17 protein-coding genes are annotated in these 18,315 nt (G+C 71.7%); 13 read left to right on the forward strand and 4 right to left on the reverse strand.

Features of this window, described 5'->3' with window-relative positions:
• Window positions 1-190 precede the first annotated feature (190 nt).
• Both AQI95_RS20005 and AQI95_RS20010 read right to left on the reverse strand, forming a co-directional pair.
• Window positions 191-472, reverse strand: coding sequence for an Lrp/AsnC family transcriptional regulator (locus AQI95_RS20005; protein ID WP_067125140.1), 282 nt, complete (start codon window positions 470-472; stop codon window positions 191-193).
• Window positions 469-1,212 carry a rhomboid family intramembrane serine protease gene (locus AQI95_RS20010; protein ID WP_079071389.1) on the reverse strand — a complete coding sequence of 248 codons (744 nt, stop codon included), beginning with the start codon at window positions 1,210-1,212 and terminating at the stop codon, window positions 469-471. Before AQI95_RS20010 ends, AQI95_RS20005 begins: the two co-directional genes overlap by 4 nt.
• Window positions 1,213-1,398: 186 nt before the next feature.
• Here AQI95_RS20010 and AQI95_RS20015 point away from each other — a divergent pair, with 186 nt between their 5' ends.
• From AQI95_RS20015 to AQI95_RS20035, 5 genes are all read left to right on the forward strand, one after another.
• Window positions 1,399-1,638 carry a hypothetical protein gene (locus AQI95_RS20015; protein WP_067125142.1) on the forward strand — a complete coding sequence of 80 codons (240 nt, stop codon included), beginning with the start codon at window positions 1,399-1,401 and terminating at the stop codon, window positions 1,636-1,638.
• A 41-nt stretch (window positions 1,639-1,679) separates the two neighbouring features.
• Window positions 1,680-3,023, forward strand: a complete 1,344-nt coding sequence (locus AQI95_RS20020; RefSeq protein ID WP_067125144.1) for an NYN domain-containing protein — start codon at window positions 1,680-1,682, stop codon at window positions 3,021-3,023.
• A gap of 220 nt (window positions 3,024-3,243) precedes the next feature.
• Window positions 3,244-4,278, forward strand: coding sequence for a C40 family peptidase (locus AQI95_RS20025; protein WP_067125147.1), 1,035 nt, complete (start codon window positions 3,244-3,246; stop codon window positions 4,276-4,278).
• Between the two features lie 307 nt (window positions 4,279-4,585).
• On the forward strand, window positions 4,586-5,614 hold the full coding sequence (locus AQI95_RS20030) for a C40 family peptidase (RefSeq protein ID WP_208614224.1): 1,029 nt from the start codon (window positions 4,586-4,588) through the stop codon (window positions 5,612-5,614).
• A gap of 28 nt (window positions 5,615-5,642) precedes the next feature.
• Entirely contained in the window at window positions 5,643-6,833 is a 1,191-nt protein-coding gene (locus AQI95_RS20035; protein WP_244188797.1) for a hypothetical protein, read from the forward strand.
• Between the two features lie 14 nt (window positions 6,834-6,847).
• On the opposite strand, the gene AQI95_RS20040 is transcribed toward AQI95_RS20035, so the two are convergent.
• On the reverse strand, window positions 6,848-8,083 hold the full coding sequence (locus tag AQI95_RS20040) for a glycosyltransferase 87 family protein (protein ID WP_067125149.1): 1,236 nt from the start codon (window positions 8,081-8,083) through the stop codon (window positions 6,848-6,850).
• Window positions 8,084-8,229: 146 nt separating this feature from the next.
• Between AQI95_RS20040 and AQI95_RS20045 the strand changes: the two genes are divergently transcribed.
• Window positions 8,230-9,372 (forward strand): glycosyltransferase family 4 protein, encoded by a 1,143-nt coding sequence (locus tag AQI95_RS20045; RefSeq protein ID WP_067125151.1) that lies wholly within the window; start codon window positions 8,230-8,232, stop codon window positions 9,370-9,372.
• A 149-nt stretch (window positions 9,373-9,521) separates the two neighbouring features.
• Window positions 9,522-11,159 (forward strand): GMC oxidoreductase, encoded by a 1,638-nt coding sequence (locus AQI95_RS20050; protein ID WP_425264889.1) that lies wholly within the window; start codon window positions 9,522-9,524, stop codon window positions 11,157-11,159.
• A 19-nt stretch (window positions 11,160-11,178) separates the two neighbouring features.
• Here the strand turns inward: AQI95_RS20050 and AQI95_RS20055 are convergent, their stop codons facing one another.
• Entirely contained in the window at window positions 11,179-12,975 is a 1,797-nt protein-coding gene (locus AQI95_RS20055) for an AMP-dependent synthetase/ligase (protein WP_067125155.1), read from the reverse strand.
• A 296-nt stretch (window positions 12,976-13,271) separates the two neighbouring features.
• On the opposite strand from AQI95_RS20055, the gene AQI95_RS20060 reads away from it, so the two are divergent.
• From AQI95_RS20060 to AQI95_RS20085, 6 genes are all read left to right on the forward strand, one after another.
• Window positions 13,272-14,069, forward strand: coding sequence for a metallophosphoesterase family protein (locus tag AQI95_RS20060; RefSeq protein ID WP_067125157.1), 798 nt, complete (start codon window positions 13,272-13,274; stop codon window positions 14,067-14,069).
• A gap of 110 nt (window positions 14,070-14,179) precedes the next feature.
• Entirely contained in the window at window positions 14,180-14,623 is a 444-nt protein-coding gene (locus tag AQI95_RS20065; protein ID WP_067125159.1) for an SRPBCC family protein, read from the forward strand.
• A gap of 42 nt (window positions 14,624-14,665) precedes the next feature.
• Window positions 14,666-15,841, forward strand: coding sequence for an ArsA family ATPase (locus AQI95_RS20070; RefSeq protein ID WP_067126262.1), 1,176 nt, complete (start codon window positions 14,666-14,668; stop codon window positions 15,839-15,841).
• A 57-nt stretch (window positions 15,842-15,898) separates the two neighbouring features.
• Complete coding sequence (locus AQI95_RS20075; protein ID WP_067125161.1) at window positions 15,899-16,387, forward strand: DUF5304 family protein; 489 nt, start codon at window positions 15,899-15,901, stop codon at window positions 16,385-16,387.
• A gap of 67 nt (window positions 16,388-16,454) precedes the next feature.
• Window positions 16,455-17,408, forward strand: a complete 954-nt coding sequence (locus AQI95_RS20080; RefSeq protein ID WP_067125164.1) for an ROK family glucokinase — start codon at window positions 16,455-16,457, stop codon at window positions 17,406-17,408.
• Between the two features lie 113 nt (window positions 17,409-17,521).
• Entirely contained in the window at window positions 17,522-18,268 is a 747-nt protein-coding gene (locus tag AQI95_RS20085; protein ID WP_067125166.1) for an endonuclease/exonuclease/phosphatase family protein, read from the forward strand.
• Window positions 18,269-18,315: the final 47 nt, after the last annotated feature.

An 18,315-nucleotide genomic window follows, 5' to 3' on the forward strand; every position in this document is an offset into this window, starting at 1 on the left:
TCCCCCAGAGGGGGTGCCCCCAGCCGCGTTGTCGTCACTCGCCGACGCTCCCCCACGCTCGACTGCGCTCGCGCGGGGGGACCCCCACCGTCGACTCCCTCCTCCGCCTTGCGATCGCACGCACCAGACCCCGCTCAGCCGCACTGAGAAGGCACCGCTCCGACACCCGGCCGGACCCATCGGACAGCCCCTAGTTGTCCAGACCGATCGAGAACGCCGCTTCCAGGTCGTGCTGGGAGTACGTGCGGAACGCGACGTGCGTGTCGGTGGCCTCCACGCCGGGGATCTTGCTGATCCGGCTGGGGATGACCTCGGCCAGGTCCTCGTGCCGGCGGACCCGGACCATGGCGATCAGATCGTAGGTGCCGGTGACCGAGAAGACCTCGCTGACGCTCTCCAGCGCGGCGATCTGCTCCGCGATCTCGGGGATCCGGTCCACGCTGGTCTTGATGAGGACGATCGCGGTGATCACGGCTGGTTCTCTCCCTCGGGTGCCGGAGCTGGGGCGCAGTTCACTCTAGCCGCACGGCCGTAGCGGACCCACGCGTAGCCGAAGCCGAGGCCGAAGCCGACCAGATGGGCCAGATACGCCACTCCCGGACCGGCGGAGGTCTGCCCGGCCGCCGCCCACTGCAGGGCCGCCCAGAACGGCAGCACCACCCACGCGGGAAACCGCACCGGCAGGAAGAACAGGAACGGGAGAAGACTGGTCACACGGGCGCGGGGGAACAGGTAGAGGAACGCTCCGAGGACCGCGGAGATCGCCCCGGAGGCGCCGACCAGCGACTGTTCGGAGGTGGCATTGGCGGCCGCGTAGCCCAGCAGGGCCAGGTAGCCGCAGCCGAGGTAGAAGAGGCTGAACTCGACCCGGCCCATCCGTTCCTCGGTCATCGCGCCGAAGACGAAGAGGAAGAGCATGTTGCCGAGCAGATGCACCCAGCTGCCGTGCACGAACAGGGCCGTGGCGGGGGTCAGGGCCTCGCGCACCGGCCGGGCGAACAGCTCGGCGGGGACCACACCCCAGCGCCGGAAGTACGCCCGCTGCGCGGCGAGCAGCGCGTCCCCGGTGCCGTATCCCGGTGTGAGACCCGAGGCGGGGCCGAGGACGAAGAGCAGACAGCACAGGGCGATGAGGCCGTACGTCAGGGGTGCCGAGGCGCTCCGGGCCGCTCGCAGGGCCTTGCCGGTCGCCGTGCTCCACGCGCTGATCATGAACACAGAGCATGACGTAACGGGACGCAAGCTGACAGACCGCCTCGCCGCCGTGAACAGACCAGCGGCGACTCCCCGCCAGGCCGTAGGGTTACCGCCACACGCCGTCGGCCGGCGGCGCGGACAGCGAGAACGAGCGACAACGAGCGACAACGAGCGACAACGAAAAGGATGCGGACAGCCACGATGACGGTTCCCCTGCCGACCGCGACCACCCGATGGCGTTGCACCCTGTGCGGCAATCTCACCCGGTTCGACGTGACGCGCTCGTCGAAGGTCGTCGAGTACGTCCATCTCGATCTTGCGGGTGAGCCGACGGTGGAGGAGCGCGAGGTGGTCGGTGAGACCATCGAGTCGGTGCGGTGCCGCTGGTGCAACGCGGTGGACCAGGTGGAACTCGTGGACAGGCCGGGTGCCGGCTCCTGAGCGGAGCGGCCCCGTGGAAGTGAAGTAGTGGGGTGTGACGGATGGTGGAGACCGCAGGCGGGGGGCCGGGCGACGGCACCGCTGAGGTGCTTGACCGTCCGCTGCCCGACGGCGTGCGCCGGCGGGTCGTGCAGATCGTCTCGGACGGTTTCGGCTCGCTGACCATGGCGGAGCTGCCCGCCCAGCTGAGGCAGTACGCCCGGTTCACCCCCAGTCGCCGGGCGAAGTTCGCCGGGAACGCGATGGCGGCGGCCCTGGAGACCGATGCGCTGTTCCGGCAGCGGATCGGGGAGAAGCTCAGAGAGGCCCAGCCGGAACTCACCGGCGCCCTGGACTCCGGCTCCCCGCCTCCGGCCGCGGACCCGCTCGACGTGGCGGCCGCGGCCTACGTACTGCGTCCGGCGGGCTGGGTGAAGCTGGTCACCGCGGCCGGCGAGGAGGCCCAGCGCGCGGACGCCGAGCGTGCGGACGACGAGAGCCGGGCCGAACTGGAGCGGCTGCGCGCCGAGCTGGCCCAGGCCCGCGACGACACCCGTGCCGAGACCGAACGGCTGCGCTCGGAGCTGGAGTCGGCGAAGAAGGACGCGGAATCGCTTCACCGCAAGCTCCGTGCCGCGCTCAGCGACGTCAAGCGGGGCGAGGCCGCGCTGCGCAAGGCGCAGGGCGAGATGGACGCCGTACGGGCCGAGGCGCAGGCACAGGTGTCCGCCACCGAGAGCGAGTCCCGTCGGCTCAAGGCCCGTCTCGGCGAGGCCGAGGCCGCGCTGGAGGCCACCCGCCGGGCGGCCCGCGAGGGGCGCAGCGTGGAGGACATGCGGGTGCGGCTGCTGCTGGACACCCTGCTGGACGCGGCCCAGGGCCTCAGGCGTGAGCTCGCGCTGCCGCCCGTGTCCGTGCGGCCCGCCGAGACCGTGGACGCGGTCGAACCGGGCCGTATGACACCGAAGGACATCGCCGCGCGCGCCCTGTCCGAGAACGATCCGGCCATTCTCGACCAGCTGCTCGCGCTGCCCCAGGCGCATCTGGTGGTCGACGGCTACAACGTCACCAAGACCGGCTATCCGCAGATGCCGCTGGAGAAGCAGCGGCTGCGGCTGCTCGGCCAGCTCTCCGCGCTCGCCGCGCAGACCGGCGCCGAGGTGACCTGTGTCTTCGACGGCGCCGAACTGGCCGCGCCGGTGCTGCTCGCGCCGCCGCGCGGGGTGCGGGTGCTGTTCTCCAAGCCGGGGGTCACGGCGGACGAGCTGATCCGCCAACTCGTGCGCGCGGAGCCGCCGGGCCGTCCGGTCATCGTCGCCTCCACCGACCGTGAGGTGGCCGACGGGGTCGCCAAGGCGGGTGCCCGTCCGGTCGCGTCCGCGGTGCTTCTCAAGCGTCTGTCCTGAAGGTCCAACGGGCACAAGCATTGCCCGAATTGACCGTATCGTCACGCAACGTAGTGTCAATCGAGCATCACGCCCTGTGGGTTGTGTGCAAAGAATGCATTGTGTGACGGGATTTTTTAGTGTGAGGATTTGAACTGATCGCAGCTGGGTCACTAGGGTCTGGGCTCGAACCTCCGAACGGGTGATTGCTCACTCACTCACGAGAAGGAGTTCGTCCTCCGTGGCGTCCCACCGTCGACCCAAGCAGCAGAGTCGCGCACGCGTGACCGTGCTGACCACCGCCGCCGCCGCTGCTGTCGTGCTGAGCGCGAACGCCGCCAACGCCGCGCCGAGCGAGAAGCTCAGCAAGGACCAGGTCAAGGCCAAGGTCGACAACCTCTACCAGGGGGCCGAGCAGGCCACCGAGAAGTTCAACGGGGCGAAGGAGAAGCAGCAGAAGCTGCAGAAGGAAATCTCCACGATCCAGGACAATGTCGCCCGAGGTCAGGAAGACCTCAACAAACTGCGCGACGGCCTGGGTTCGCTGGCCACCTCGCAGTACCGCTCGGGCGGCATCGACCCCTCGGTCCAGCTCTTCCTGTCCTCCAACCCGGACGACTTCCTCGACAAGGCCTCCACGCTCGACCAGTTGAGCGCCCAGCAGGTCGACGCGCTGAAGAAGATTCAGGACAAACAGCGCGAACTCGCCCAGGAGCGGTCGGAAGCCACCGAGAAGCTCAAGGACCTCTCCTCCACGCGTACCCAGCTGGAGCAGAAGAAGAAGGAAGTCCAGGGCAAGCTCGCCGAGGCGCAGAAGCTCCTCAACACCCTGACGGCCAAGGAGAAGCAGGAGCTGGCCGCTCAGCAGCAGCGCGCCGACCGCTCCTCCAGCGCGCGCGTGAACCTCGGCGACACCCCGCCGGCCTCCGGCCGTGCCGCGGCGGCCTTCTCCGCCGCCCAGAGCCAGATCGGCAAGCCCTACGTCTACGGCGCCACCGGCACCGCCTCCTACGACTGCTCGGGCCTGACCTCCTGGGCCTATGCCCAGGCCGGCATCTCCATCCCGCGCACCTCGGAGCAGCAGGCGAACATAGGGACCCGGATCGGCTCGGCCAACGACCTCCAGGTCGGCGACCTGGTGTTCTTCTACGGCGACCTGCACCACGTGGGTCTGTACGCCGGCAACGGCCAGGTGCTGCACGCCCCGCACACCGGTGCCGTGGTCCGCTACGAGACGATGTCCGACATGCCGTTCCAGTTCGGCGTCCGCGTCTGACGCGGGTCCGGGCACCCTCCCGAAGACCCGGTCCGGCACGTCGGTGAAACCCGGTCTGATACCCCCGCGACCGCGCGAGAAACGCTGACATGGGGGCGCCCGAACGGGCGAATCATCTGGACCGGAACTGACTCCACGCCCCGTCTGCCACCTGCGTGAGCGGCGGGGCGTCACTGTGAGTTGCCACCGCGGTCTTTGGTCACGGCCCCTGCGCACGGCTACTGTCTGCCGCGTTTCCCCGGCGCCGGGGCCTCCCCGTCCCCAGGCGCCGGGGAAGCAGTCTTCGTCCGCCAGCAGAAGGACTGCCGTGGGGTCTCATCGCCGCTTTGTCTCCTCCGGGTTCGACCGGGGCGCCGTCGCCCTGTGCATGCTGTCGGCCGCGGCCGCCGCGCTCGGCGCCGTACCCGCCCAGGCGGCTCCGCAGGCCGACACCCGCGCCGAGGTGGACCGCCTCTACCAGGAGGCCGAAAAGGCGACCCAGGCCTTCGACAAGGCCCAGGAGCGGGCGGACACGCTGCGCCGCGAGGTGCGGGGTGCCCAGGACCTCATCGCCCGGCAGCAGCAGCACGTCAACACCCTGCGCGAACAGCTCGGTTCGCTGGCCGGTGCCCAGTACCGCACGGGCGCCATCGACCCGACCGTCGCGCTGCTCTTCTCCGACGACCCCGCCGACTACCTCGACAAGGCGACCACCCTCGACCGCATCGGCACCCAGCAGGAGGGCCGGCTGCGCGAGTTGCAGTCGGCGATGCGGGAACTCGCCCAGGAGCGCACGGCCACGGCCGGGAAGCTCGCCGAGCTGGAGAAGAGCCGCAAGGCCGTGGCCGCGCACAAGCGGGCCGTGGAGCAGAAGCTGGCCAAGGCCCGCACGCTGCTCAACGCGCTCCCGGCCGCCCAGCGCGCCGCCTTCGACCGGGCCTCGCGCTCCGACGACTCCGGCCGCCTCGGCCTGCCCGACCTGACCGGCCTCATCACCGCCGGCGCCCCCGACGCCCGCGCCGCCGGTGCGGTGGCCGCCGCCCGCTCCGCCCTCGGCCGTCCGTACGTGTGGGGCGCGAGCGGTCCGGTCGGCTTCGACTGCTCGGGCCTGATGCAGTGGTCGTACGCGCAGGCCGGGATGCAGCTGCCGCGCACCTCGCAGGAGCAGCGCTTCGCCGGCCGGCAGATCCCGCTCTCCCAGGCCCGCCCCGGTGACCTGGTGATCTACCGCTCCGACGCCAGCCACGTGGGGATGTACGTCGGCAACGGCCAGGTCATCCACGCGCCCTATCCGGGAGCGGCGGTGCGCTACGACCCCGTGGGGATGATGCCGGTCTCCTCGGTCACCCGGCCCTGATCGCGTCGATCGCCGTTACGATCGTGAAGTGGTCGGTCGCAGAGGGGTGTGGAGCATCGGGGCCGCGGGGCTCGTACTGCTGCTGCCCCTGACCGGGTGCGTCGGCCGTCCGACGGCCACCGACTCCGCCCGCACCGAGGTGCAGCAGCTGCTGGACCGGCGCTCCGCCGCCCTCCTCGACCACGACGAGGCGGCGTACGCGGTGACGGGCACCCGGACCGAGTACACCCGGCTGCGGGCCCTCCCGCTGTCCTCCTGGACCTACCGGGTCACCGCCGTGCGCCGCACCTCCTCCGGCGCCACCGCCGACGCCGACCTGAGCTATCGGGTCGCCGGGTACGACAAGGTCCCGGTCGACGCCCGCCGCACCCTCACCCTCGGCCGCGCCGCCGACGGGACCTGGTCCGTCACCGCCGACAGGCCCGCCGCGCAGACCGGGCAGCAGCTGTGGGACCAGGGCCCGGTGACCGCCGTGCGGGGCGCGCACAGCCTGGTGCTGGGCACCGGCCGGGACACCGCCGAACTGCACGGGTACGCCACGCTGGCCGACCGCGCCGTCCCGGCCGTCTCCCGGGCCTGGGGGACCGGCTGGACCCGCCATGTCGTCGTCCTCGTGCCCGGCTCCCTCGCGGCCATGGGGGCCCTGCTCGGCTCGCCCGCCGCGAACTACCGGGGCATCGCCGCCGTCACCACCGGCGAGGCGGGCGGCTCCGGCCAGGCGCCCGCGGACCGGGTGGTCGTCAACCCGGAGGCCTACGCCGCCCTCGGCGACCTCGGCAAGCAGGTGGTGCTCACCCACGAGACCACCCATGTGGCCACCCGGGCGGCCACCACCGCCGCGACCCCGCTGTGGCTCTCCGAGGGCTATGCGGACTGGATCGGCTACCTCGACACCGGCCGCACCCCGACCGAGGCCGCGCCGGAACTGACCCGCGCCGTCCAGGACGGCCGCGCCCCGACCGCCCTGCCCACCGACAAGGACTTCGGCTTCACCAGCGACCCCACCGAGCTGGCCCAGGCCTACGAGGGGGGCTGGCTGGCCTGCCGGATGATCGCGGAGCAGTGGGGCACCGCCCGGCTCGGCGACTTCTACCGGGCCGTCGGCGCCCACGCGGAGCGGCCGGGCGCGGTCGAGGACGCGCTGAAGAAGGTCCTCGGCACCACACTGGAGGCGTTCACCGCCAAGTGGCGCGAGTACGTCAGGTCCCAGCTCGGCTGAGCGACGCGCGGCGCTCAGGGGGAGACCGGCGCCTTGCGCGGCCGGGCCGGCCGGGGCGGCAGCGGTGCCGCGGGGGCCGGGGGCACGGTCGAGCGCCACAGCCGGCGGCCCGCCGTGACCGAGGCCGCGACCAGCAGGCCGTTGCGCACCACCAGCAGCAGCACGCCGTAGCGGTCGCTCGTCACCACGTGCACGAAGCCGAACGGGAACTCCAGGACCGTCACGAAGGACGCGGCCACCACCATCAGCGCGGGCGCCCCCATCCGGCTCGCCCGGAACGACACGCAGACCGCGGCCATGCCGACCAGCCACACCAGGTACTGCGGGCTGATCACCCGGCTGGTGACCGTGAACAGCAGGACGGCGGTGAAGGCCGCCTCCGCGAGCGTGTGCGGCTCCCTGCGGGTCACCCGCAGCCGCCACAGCAGCAGCCAGCCGAACGCGGCCCCGGTCAGCGCCAGCGCCGCCGTACTGACCTGCTCCACATGCGGACCGAGGAACTCGATCGAGCCGTAGTTCAGCAGCACCTGCCCCTGCCAGCCGAAGTGCCGGGCCACATGGAAGACCAGGGCGCCCAGCGACTCCACCTCGGTGCCCCGCTCGCGCTGGAAGGTCAGGAAGGCGAAGGCGCCCGGCATGGACACCGCGAACAGCGCCGCGAGCCCGGCCGCCGTCACCGCCGCCGACGCCCAGGCGCGGCGCCGGAAGCAGCCGACCAGCAGCAGCGCCGGCCACACCTTCAGCAGGGCCCCGAACGCGGTCAGCGCGCCCATCACCCGGGGATGCCGGACCCCGGCGAGCAGCGCCGCCACGGCCACCGCGGTCACCATCACGTCGTAGCGGGCGTACACCGTCGGACCGAGCAGCGGCACACCCGCCAGCCACACCCAGGCCCCGCGCAGCGAGCGCTCCGGGCGCCGGCGCGGATACAGCAGCAGGGCCATGACGACCGCGTCCGCGAGGAACGCCAGCAGGAAGAAGGCGTGCGCGTACGACAGGAACGGCAGGGCGGCGGGGGAGAGGATCGCGAGGGCGGCGGCCGGCGGGTACTGCCAGGTCACGTCGTCCAGCGGAAACGTGCCCTGGCGCAGCACCTCGTACCAGCCCCGGTAGGTCACCGACACGTCGGACGTGACGTCCAGGTCCGAGAAGGCGTACACCTGGAAGACGAACAGCAGCAGCGCCGCACGGGTGAGGGCCCAGGTCGCGAGCAGCCATGCCAGGGACCGCCCGGCGCCTTTGGTCTCCACGTGCTCCCCTTGCCGTTCGATTCCCGCGTCGACGTTCGCTTCGATGTCCGCTTTCGCGGGACCATGATGTCCTGACCGGCTGTGCTCATGCCACAGACCCGGCCGCGCCCGGCCGCGGGACGGTCCGTTCGGTAGGGTCGGCGGCGATGCACAAGACCCTGATCGTCACCAACGACTTCCCGCCCCGGCCGGGCGGCATCCAGGCCTTCCTGCACAACATGGCGCTCCGCCTGGACCCCGACCGGCTGGTCGTCTACGCCTCCACCTGGAAGCGCGGCCGGGAAGGCGCCCGGGCCACGGCCGCCTTCGACGCCGAGCAGCCCTTCACCGTCGTACGCGACCGTACGACCATGCTGCTGCCCACCCCGCAGGCGACCCGGCGGGCGGTCGGGCTGCTGCGCGAGCACGGGTGCACCTCCGTGTGGTTCGGCGCGGCGGCCCCGCTCGGCCTCATGGCCCCGGCGCTGCGCAGGGCCGGGGCCGAGCGGTTGGTGGCCACCACCCACGGTCACGAGGCCGGCTGGGCCCAGCTGCCCGCCGCGCGGCAGCTGCTGCGCCGCATCGGTGACGCGACGGACACGATCACTTATCTGGGCGAGTACACGCGGTCGAGGATCGCCACGGCACTCACGCCGGCGGCGGCCGACCGCATGGTCCAGCTCCCGCCGGGGGTGGACGAGAAGACCTTCCACCCCGGCTCCGGCGGCGACGAGGTCCGCGCCCGCCTCGGCCTCAGCGACCGCCCGGTCGTGGTCTGCGTCTCCCGGCTGGTTCCCCGCAAGGGCCAGGACACCCTCATCCGGGCGATGCCCCGCATCCTCGCCGCCGAGCCCGACACCGTCCTGCTCGTCGTCGGCGGCGGCCCCTACGAGCGGGATCTGCGCCGCCTCGCCCGCGAGAGCGGTGTCGCGGCCTCGGTCCGCTTCACCGGCGCGCTCCCCTGGTCCGAACTGCCCGCCCACTACGGCGCCGGTGACGTCTTCGCCATGCCCTGCCGCACCCGCCGCGGCGGCCTGGACGTGGAGGGCCTCGGCATCGTCTACCTGGAGGCGTCGGCGACCGGACTGCCGGTCGTGGCCGGTGACTCCGGCGGCGCCCCCGACGCCGTCCTGGACGGCGAGACCGGCTGGGTCGTCCGCGGCGGCGACCCGGCGGCGGCGGCCGACCGCATCGTCCCGCTGCTCCAGGACCCCGAGCTGCGCCGCCGCATGGGCGAGCGGGGCCGCCAGTGGGTCGAGGAGAGATGGCGCTGGGACCTGCTCGCCGAGAAACTTAAAAACTTGCTGTAGAGCAAACACCCTGAAGGGGCTCGGGGAACTGCGCGACCAGCCACGATGTACCCGCACCCGCCGACGGAGCGCACCCGGCACCCCTGACGGCGCCCCCGCCCCCCGGCGGAGCCCTTGGCGGAACCTCATAGTCCGCCCATGCTGCGCACATGACAGCAAAACTGATGCAGCGTCAGCTGACAAGACGTCACATCCTCGGCATGGTCGCACTGCAGTCCGCGGCCGCCCTCGGCTTCACCCGCATCGGCCTCCAGTCCGCCCACGCCGCCGAGCCCGACGCCGTCGAATCCGCGCCCGCCATCGTGATCGGCTCCGGCTACGGCGGCGCGGTCGCCGCCCTCCGTCTCGGCCAGGCCGGCATCCGTACCGTCGTCCTCGAAATGGGCCGCCTGTGGAACACCGCCGGCAGCGACGGCAAGGTGTTCTGCTCCACCTCCGCCCCCGACCAGCGCTCCATGTGGTTCCGCACCCGCACCGAGGCCCCGCTCGCCACCTTCCTCTGGCTGGACGTGGTCAACAAGGACATCGGCCCCTATCCCGGCGTCCTGGACCGCGTCCACTACGACAACATGTCCGTCTACGTCGGCCGCGGCGTCGGCGGCGGCTCCCTCGTCAACGGCGGCATGGCGGTCACGCCCGTGAAGTCGTACTTCACCGAGCAGTTCCCGACCGTGGACGCCGACGAGATGTACGGCACCCACTACCCCCGCGCCCGCGCCATGCTGGGCGTCAACACGATCGACCCGGCGTGGTTCGAGTCCACCGAGTGGTACCGGTTCACCCGCACCTCCCGCAAGGCAGCCGGCAACGCGGGCCTGAAGACCACCTTCGTGCCGAACGTCTACGACTTCGGCTACATGCAGCAGGAGGCCGCCGGTACGGCCACGAAGTCCGCGCTCGCCGGCGAGGTCATCTACGGCAACAACCAGGGCAAGCGCAGCCTCGACAAGACCTACTGGGCCGCCGCCCTCGGCACCGGCAACGTCACCATCCACACGCTGGAGAAGGTGAGGTCCCTCAGCAGGGCGGGCGACGGGTCGTACGTGCTGACCGTCGACCGGATCGACACGACCGGCGCGGTCGTCGAGACCAAGCAGTACAGCTGCACGTATCTGTTCCTCGGCGGCGGCAGCGTCGGCACCACCGAACTCCTCGTCCGCGCCCGGGACACCGGCACCCTGCCCGATCTGAACTCCGCGGTCGGCGCGGGCTGGGGCACCAACGGCAACACCATGCTCGGCCGCGCCAACCACGTCTGGGACACCGTCGGCGCCAACGAGGCGACCATGCCCGTGATGGGCATCGACGACTGGGCCAACGCCGACAACCCGGTCTTCGCCGAGATCGCCCCGCTGCCCATGGGGTTCGAGCACTGGATCAGCCTGTATCTCGCGATCACCAAGAACCCCGAACGGGCCTCCTTCACCTACGACTCCGCCTCCGGCGCGGTGAAGCTCGGCTGGACCGCCGCCCAGAGCGCGGTGTCGGTGAGCATGGCCAAGAAGCTGTTCGACCGGATCAACCTGGCCAACGCGACCATCTACCGCTACGACCTGTTCGGCTCGGGCAGCAAGGTCTTCGCCGACGACTTCACCTACCACCCGCTGGGCGGCTGCGTCCTCGGGAAGGCCACCGACGACTACGGCAGGGTCAAGGGATACGACCGGCTGTACGTCACCGACGGCTCGCTCGTGCCCGGCAACATCGGCGTGAACCCCTTCGTCACCATCACCGCCCTCGCCGAACGCACGATGGCGCGGGTCCTCGTCGAGGACACCGCGCCATGACACTCCGTCAACAGGCGTACTACTTCGCGTAGATCGCCTCGATCTCGTCCGTGTAGTCCTTGGCCACCACGCTCCGCTTGAGCTTCAGCGACGGGGTGAGATGGCCCGACTCCTCCGTGAACTGGGAGGGCAGAATGCGGAACTTCCGCACCGATTCCGCCTTCGACACCGCGGCGTTGCCGTCGTCGACCGCCGCCTGGATCGCCGCGATCAGATCCGGGTCGTCCTTCAGCGACGCCGCGGTGGACCCCGCCGGCTTGCCGTGCTCCTCGGCCCAACGGCCCAGGAACTCCTCGTCGACGGTGACCAGCGCGCCCACGAACGGCCGTCCGTCGCCCACCACCATGCACTCCGCGACCAGCGCGTGCGCCCGGATCCGGTCCTCGATCACCGCAGGCGCCACGTTCTTGCCGCCCGCCGTGACGATGATCTCCTTCTTCCGGCCGGTGATCTTGAGGTAGCCGTCCTCGTCCAGGGTGCCGATGTCGCCCGTGTGGAACCAGCCGTCGGCCAGCGCCTCGGCCGTCGCGCCCGGGTTGTTCCAGTACTCCTTGAACAGGTGCTCGCCGTGCAGCAGCACCTCGCCGTCGTCCGCTATACGGATCACCGAGCCCGGCAGCGGCTGACCGACCGTGCCGATCTTCTGCCGGTCCCAGGGGTTGAACGCGGTCGCCGCACAGGACTCGGTCAGGCCGTAGCCCTCCAGCACCGTGAAGCCGATGCCGCGGAAGAAGTGGCCGAGCCGCTCGCCCAGCGGGGCGCCGCCGGAGATGGCGTACTCGCCCCGGCCGCCGAGGACCGCGCGCAGCTTGCTGTAGACCAGCCTGTCGAAGACCTTGTGCTTGACCTTCAGGCCGAACGACGGTCCGGAGGCGCTGTCCAGCGCCTTGCTGTAGGCGATCGCGGTGTCCGCGGCCTTGTCGAAGATCGCGCCCTTGCCGTCCGCCTGCGCCTTGGCGCGCGCCGAGTTGTAGACCTTCTCGAAGACGCGCGGGACACCGAGGACCAGCGTCGGCCGGAACGCGGCCAGCTCGTCGGTGAGGTGCTTGATGTCCGGGACGCAGCCCAGCTTGATCGGCGCCATCATCGGGGCGATCTGCACGAGCCGGCCGAAGACGTGCGCGAGCGGCAGGAAGAGCAGCACCGAGCACTCGCCGGTACGGAACAGGGGGCGCAGCCGCTCGACGATGTTGCCGCACTCGGCGAAGAAGCTGCGGTGGGTGAGCACACAGCCCTTGGGGCGGCCGGTCGTCCCGCTCGTGTACACGATGGTCGCCGGGTCGTCGGCCCGCGCGAGCGAGGAGCGCTCCTCGACGGTCTCGTCCGACACGTCCTGCCCGAGCCGCGCCAGCTCCTCCACGCCGCCGGCCTCGATCTGCCAGACGTGCTTGAGGGCGGGCAGCGTCTCGCGCACCGACTCCACGGCCGCCGTGTGGCCCGGCAGTTCCACGACGCACGCCGTCGCGCCCGAGTCGGACAGGATCCACTGCACCTGCTCCGGCGAGCTGGTCTCGTACACCGGCACGGTGACCGCGCCCGCGCACCAGATCGCGAAGTCCATGAGCGTCCACTCGTAGCGGGTGCGGGACATCAGGCCCACCCGGTCGCCCGGCTGCACTCCGGCGGCGATGAGCCCCTTGGCGGCGGTGTGCACCTCGGCCAGGAACTCCCGGGCCGTCACGTCCTGCCAGGTCCCGCCGGCCTTGCGGGCGATGACGGCGACGTCGGGGTGCTGCGCGGCGTTTCTGCGGACGATGTCGGTCAGGTTGCCGTCGGCAGGGACCTCGTACAAAGCCGGAAGGCTGAACTCGCGCAAGACTGCTGCTCCTCATAGGGCGCCGGCGCCACGACACTGTGTGATGCGACGGTGCGGTCCAAGGCTCGGGCTGGTGCTCGGGGCTTCGGTGGTTGAAATCCAGAGCACGACTGGACTGCCCGGACGTTACCCGCCGGTATGGCGTTCCCGACAGGGGGTCCGAGCGAGATGTTCGCTGCGTCACACACGTTGGCGTTCCTTGGCGCACAGTAGTCCACGGCTGAACCGACCGGCGAGTAACCGCAGGCGGGACCGACACTGTTCACGCACACCGCACAGGCCTACTCTTGATCGCCATGGCATCCACACCCCCCGGCATCCGACGGACGCGCGTCCACGTGGTCAGTGACGTGCACGGAAACGCCCGTGACCTGGCGCGGGCCGGGGAGGGTGCCGACGCCCTGATCTGTCTCGGCGACCTCGTTCTCTTCCTCGACTACGCCGACCACTCGCGCGGCATCTTCCCGGACCTGTTCGGCAAGGAGAACGCCGACCGCATCGTCGAGCTGCGCACCGCCCGCCGCTTCGAGGAGGCGCGGGAGTTCGGTGCCCGGCTGTGGGCCGGCATCGGCGCCGACCGGGCGGGGGCCATAGAGAAGGCGGTGCGCAAGCAGTACGCCGAGATGTTCGCCGCGTTCCCCACCCCGACGTACGCCACCTACGGCAACGTCGACATGCCGCCCCTGTGGCAGGAGTACGCCCGCCCCGGCACCACCGTGCTCGACGGGCAGCGGATCGAGATCGGCGGCCGGACCTTCGGTTTCGTCGGCGGCGGCCTGAGGACGCCCATGCGCACCCCGTACGAGATCGGTGACGAGGAGTACGCGGCGAAGATCGAGGCGATCGGCGAGGTCGACGTGCTGTGCACACACATCCCGCCGGAGGTCCCCGAGCTGGTCTACGACACCGTCGCCCGCCGATTCGAACGCGGCAGCCGCGCCCTGCTGGACGCCATCCGCCGTACGAAACCCCGCTATTCGCTCTTCGGACACGTGCACCAGCCGCTGGCCCGGCGGATGCGGATCGGGTCCACGGAGTGCGTGAACGTGGGCCACTTCGCGGGCACGGGCCGGCCCTGGGCGCTCGAATGGTAAGTACGGGGACATGGGGTGAAGGGGCCCGGTCGGCGGCGCGGTAGCCTTCACGCTGCACACACGTGCGCACGACAACCTCTGTACGGCCCGCTTCTGGAGGAGCCACGGCGATGGCGGAACACACCAGCTCGAGCATCACGATCGAGGCGGCACCGGCCGACGTCATGGGGGTGATCGCCGACTTCGCCCGCTACCCGGACTGGACGGGCGAGGTGAAGGAGGCGGAGGTCCTCAAGACCGACGACCAGGGCCGCGCGGAAGAGGTCCGCCTCGTCATGGACGCGGGGGCGATCAAGGACGACCAGACGCTGGCCTACACCTGGACCGGCGCCGACGAGGTCTCCTGGACCCTGGTCAAGTCCCAGATGCTCCGCTCCCTGGACGGCTCGTACGTCCTCAGGCCCGTCGGCGCGGGCAGCACCGAGGTCACCTACCTTCTGACGGTGGACGTCAAGATCCCCATGCTCGGCATGATCAAGCGCAAGGCGGAGAAGGTCATCATCGACCGCGCCCTTGCGGGCCTGAAGAAGAGGGTGGAGTCGGGGGAGCAGTAGGCGCCCCCCGCGCGTTTGGGCGCGACGGTACCGTTCACCCTCATGCGCACCATCCTGATCACGGGCCCCGGCGGCAGCGGTCGTACGACGATCGCCGCCGCCACCGCGCTCACCGCCGCCCGCGCGGGCAACCGCACCCTCGTGCTGAGCGCCGACCGCACCGACACCCTTGGTGCCGCGCTGGGCTCCGTGACGGGACCGGCCCCCGAGAAGGCCGCGCCGCACCTCACCACCTGGCGCCCCGACGCGGTCGCCCGGTTCCGTGACGACCTCACCGCCTTCCAGACCCGCGCCGCGAACGTCCTCGACCTGCTCGGCGCCGCCCGCCTGGACGCCGAGGAGGTCACCCCGCTCCCCGGCGCCGAGGAGCTGTCCTTCCTGCGCGCCCTGCGGGACGCCGCCCTCAGCGAGCGCTACGACCTTCTCGTCGTCGACCTCCCACCCCTCCCGCAGGCCCTCGCCCTGCTCGCACTCCCCGAGGAGCTGCGCCGCTATCTGCGCCGTCTGCTCCCGCCCGAGCGGCAGGCGGCCCGCGCCCTGCGCCCGGTCCTCGGCCGACTGGCCGGCGTGCCCATGCCCGCCGACTGGCTGTACGAGACGGCGGCCCGCTGGGACGTCGAACTGGCCGCCGTGCAGGCCGTCCTCACCGACCGCGACACCGCCGTGCGTCTGGTCGCCGAACCCGGCCCGGCCGGCGCCGACGCCGTACGCGCCGCCCGCCTCGGCCTCGCCCTGCGCGGCCTGGCCACCGAGGTGCTGATCGCCAACCGCGCCCTGCCCGAGGCCGAGCCGGACAGCCGGCTCGCCGGAGTCCTCGCCCAGCAGCGCAAGACGCTCGCCGACTGGCAGCAGCAGTCGTACGACGTCCGCCTGGTCCCGCACCTCGGCCGTGACCCGCGCGGCGCCGACGATCTCACCGCGCTCGCCGCACCGTCCGTCAATCCGGTGCCCGCCCCGGTCGAGTGGCCCGTGGCCGACCGGATCGCCGAGGACGGCGTGCTGGTCTGGCACATTCCGCTGCCCGGTGCCGTACGGGACGAACTGGATCTGATCCGGCGCGGCGACGAACTCGTCATCACCGTGGGACCGTTTCGGCGGATCGTCGCGCTGCCCTCCGCGCTGCGTCGCTGCACGGTCGCCGGAGCCGGACTGCGCGACGGGGAACTGTGCGTGCGGTTCGCCCCGGACCCCGGCCTGTGGCCCACCGGCGGACGGTGAACCTGGTACGCCCGTTCGGGTAACGTCGTAGAGGCGAACCGTCGTCAGGAGTCCGCCATGAGCGAAGAGCGTCCCGCAACCGACATGTCCGAGGAGCAGGGCCGGGCGACCGACGCCGACGCCTGGGCCACGGCCTGTGCCGAGGATCTCGCCGCCGAGAAGGCCCGCCGCCGCGCCGAGCAGGGCCCGCAGCCGGGCTCGGCCGCGGAGGAGCTGAAGAGACTCGTGGACACGGTGGCGGACAAGCTGTCCGGCCTGTCGTCACCGCTCCTCGGCGGCCTCGCCGGACCCGCCGCCCAGCAGGTGGTGCGCCAGGTCGTCCAGCAGGCCAAGGCCGCCGTCGAGCCCGTCGTGGAGCGCAACCCGGATGTCTTCGACCATCTCGCGGCGGCCGGCGGCGAGCTGCTCGCCGCCTACCGATCCGCCGTCCAGGCCCAGGAGCACCGCTGGACCGCCCGTTCGTCCGACCTGGCCGACGAGTGGCGCGACGACCGGCGCGACGGCGGTGACGGCGGCGGCCCGGGGGAGCGCATCGACCTGGACTGAAACCGATCCCCGGCAGGGCCTCGGGTACGGTTGGCCGTAGCGGGGCTCGACCGAAACTGAGGGATTCATGGGACTCACCATCGGCGTCGACATCGGCGGCACCAAGATCGCGGCCGGTGTGGTCGACGAGGAAGGCAACATCCTCTCGACCCACCAGGTGCCGACCCCGGGCACGCCCGAGGGCATCGTGGACGCCATCGCCGCTGCCGTCGAGGGCGCACGCGTGGGGCACGAGATCGTCGGCGTGGGTATCGGTGCGGCCGGCTATGTGAACCGACAGCGCTCGACGGTGTACTTCGCGCCGAACATCGACTGGCGCCAGGAGCCGCTGAAGGAGAAGGTCGAGGCCCGCGTGGGCCTCCCGGTCGTGGTCGAGAACGACGCCAACGCCGCCGCGTGGGGCGAGTACAAGTTCGGCGCCGGCAAGGGCCACCGCAACGTCATCTGCATCACGCTCGGCACCGGCCTCGGCGGCGGCATCATCATCGGCAACAAGCTGCGCCGCGGGCACTTCGGCGTGGCCGCCGAGTTCGGTCACATCCGCATGGTCCCGGACGGCCTGCTGTGCGGCTGCGGCTCCCAGGGCTGCTGGGAGCAGTACGCCTCCGGCCGCGCCCTGGTCCGCTACGCCAAGCAGCGCGCCAACGCCACCCCCGAGCACGCCGAGCTGCTGCTCTCGCTCGGCGACGGCACCCCCGAGGGCATCGAGGGCAAGCACATCTCGATGGCCGCCCGCCAGGGCGACCCGGTCGCCGTCGACTCCTACCGCGAGCTGGCCCGCTGGGCCGGTGCGGGCCTGGCCGACCTGGCCTCCCTCTTCGACCCGTCCGCGTTCATCGTCGGCGGCGGCCTCTCCGACGAGGGCGAACTGGTGCTCGACCCGATCCGCAAGTCCTACAAGCGCTGGCTGGTCGGCGGCAACTGGCGCCCGGTGGCCGACGTCATCGCGGCCCAGCTGGGCAACAAGGCGGGCCTGGTGGGCGCGGCGGACCTGGCCCGGGAGCCCGACCCGATCATGTAACGGACATCGGCCGTACTCACCCAGGGGCGCGGGGAACCGCGCGACGAGCCGCAACGCACCGGCAGTCGCGTACGATCCTCGCGCCCCGAGCTGTTGGGCGTACATTGATCCGCATGGAGCTGCTCCCCAACTCCCGCACAGAGTCCGATGGTTCGCCCGTCCTCCGCGTCCTGAGCTACAACATCCGCTCGATGCGCGACGACACCGCCGCCCTCGCCCGGGTGATCACCGCCTGCGCCCCCGACCTGGTCCTCGTCCAGGAAGCCCCCCGCTTCTTCCGCTGGCGCAAGAAGCTCGCCCGGCTCGCCGCGGCAAGCGGCCAGGTCGTCCTCACCGGCGGCGCCACCGCCGCGGGCCCCGCGATCCTCTGCTCGCTGCGGGCCGCGATCGAGCACACCGAGGACGTCCTGCTCCCGCTCACCCCCGGACTGCACCGGCGCGGTCTCGCCACCGCGGTCGTCCGATTCGGCGACGTCAGGCTGGGCGTGCTCAGCTGCCATCTGAGCCTGCAGAAGGACGAACGCCGCGAGCAGGCCGGGATGCTCCTCGACCGCCTCGCCGCGATGGGCGTGGAGCACGCCGTCGCGGGCGGCGACCTCAACGAGGGCCCCGACGGCCCCGCCTTCCGCCTGCTCTCCGGCGCCCTTCAGGACTGCCGGGCGGTGGCTCCCTGGGGCGGCGAGATCACCTGGCCGCACAGTGGGCCCCCGCGGCGCATCGACGCCGTCTTCGCGACGAAGGGCGTCGAGGTGCTCGGCTGCGGGGTCCCGTTGCGCCAGCCGGGCGTGACCCGGGCCGATCTGATCGCGGCCACGGACCATCTCCCGGTGCTCGCCGCCCTGCGCGTACCGGTGGCGTGACCTCCGCCCGAACCGACTTGAACTAAGTACAGGAAAGGTCTTGCGAG

Source organism: Streptomyces yokosukanensis (genome assembly GCF_001514035.1).
In the GTDB taxonomy this organism is placed as follows: Bacteria; Actinomycetota; Actinomycetes; order Streptomycetales; family Streptomycetaceae; genus Streptomyces; species Streptomyces yokosukanensis.

Excerpts from the sequence above, each read along its gene's own strand:
- AQI95_RS20010 (WP_079071389.1), bottom strand. The coding sequence starts at position 1,212 with ATGATCAGCGCGTGGAGCACGGCGACCGGCAAGGCCCTGCGAGCGGCC.
- AQI95_RS20015 (WP_067125142.1), top strand. The coding sequence starts at position 1,399 with ATGACGGTTCCCCTGCCGACCGCGACCACCCGATGGCGTTGCACCCTG.
- AQI95_RS20020 (WP_067125144.1), top strand. The coding sequence starts at position 1,680 with ATGGTGGAGACCGCAGGCGGGGGGCCGGGCGACGGCACCGCTGAGGTG.
- AQI95_RS20045 (WP_067125151.1), top strand. The coding sequence starts at position 8,230 with ATGCACAAGACCCTGATCGTCACCAACGACTTCCCGCCCCGGCCGGGC.
- AQI95_RS20050 (WP_425264889.1), top strand. The coding sequence starts at position 9,522 with ATGACAGCAAAACTGATGCAGCGTCAGCTGACAAGACGTCACATCCTC.
- AQI95_RS20060 (WP_067125157.1), top strand. The coding sequence starts at position 13,272 with ATGGCATCCACACCCCCCGGCATCCGACGGACGCGCGTCCACGTGGTC.
- AQI95_RS20065 (WP_067125159.1), top strand. The coding sequence starts at position 14,180 with ATGGCGGAACACACCAGCTCGAGCATCACGATCGAGGCGGCACCGGCC.
- AQI95_RS20070 (WP_067126262.1), top strand. The coding sequence starts at position 14,666 with ATGCGCACCATCCTGATCACGGGCCCCGGCGGCAGCGGTCGTACGACG.
- AQI95_RS20075 (WP_067125161.1), top strand. The coding sequence starts at position 15,899 with ATGAGCGAAGAGCGTCCCGCAACCGACATGTCCGAGGAGCAGGGCCGG.
- AQI95_RS20080 (WP_067125164.1), top strand. The coding sequence starts at position 16,455 with ATGGGACTCACCATCGGCGTCGACATCGGCGGCACCAAGATCGCGGCC.
- AQI95_RS20085 (WP_067125166.1), top strand. The coding sequence starts at position 17,522 with ATGGAGCTGCTCCCCAACTCCCGCACAGAGTCCGATGGTTCGCCCGTC.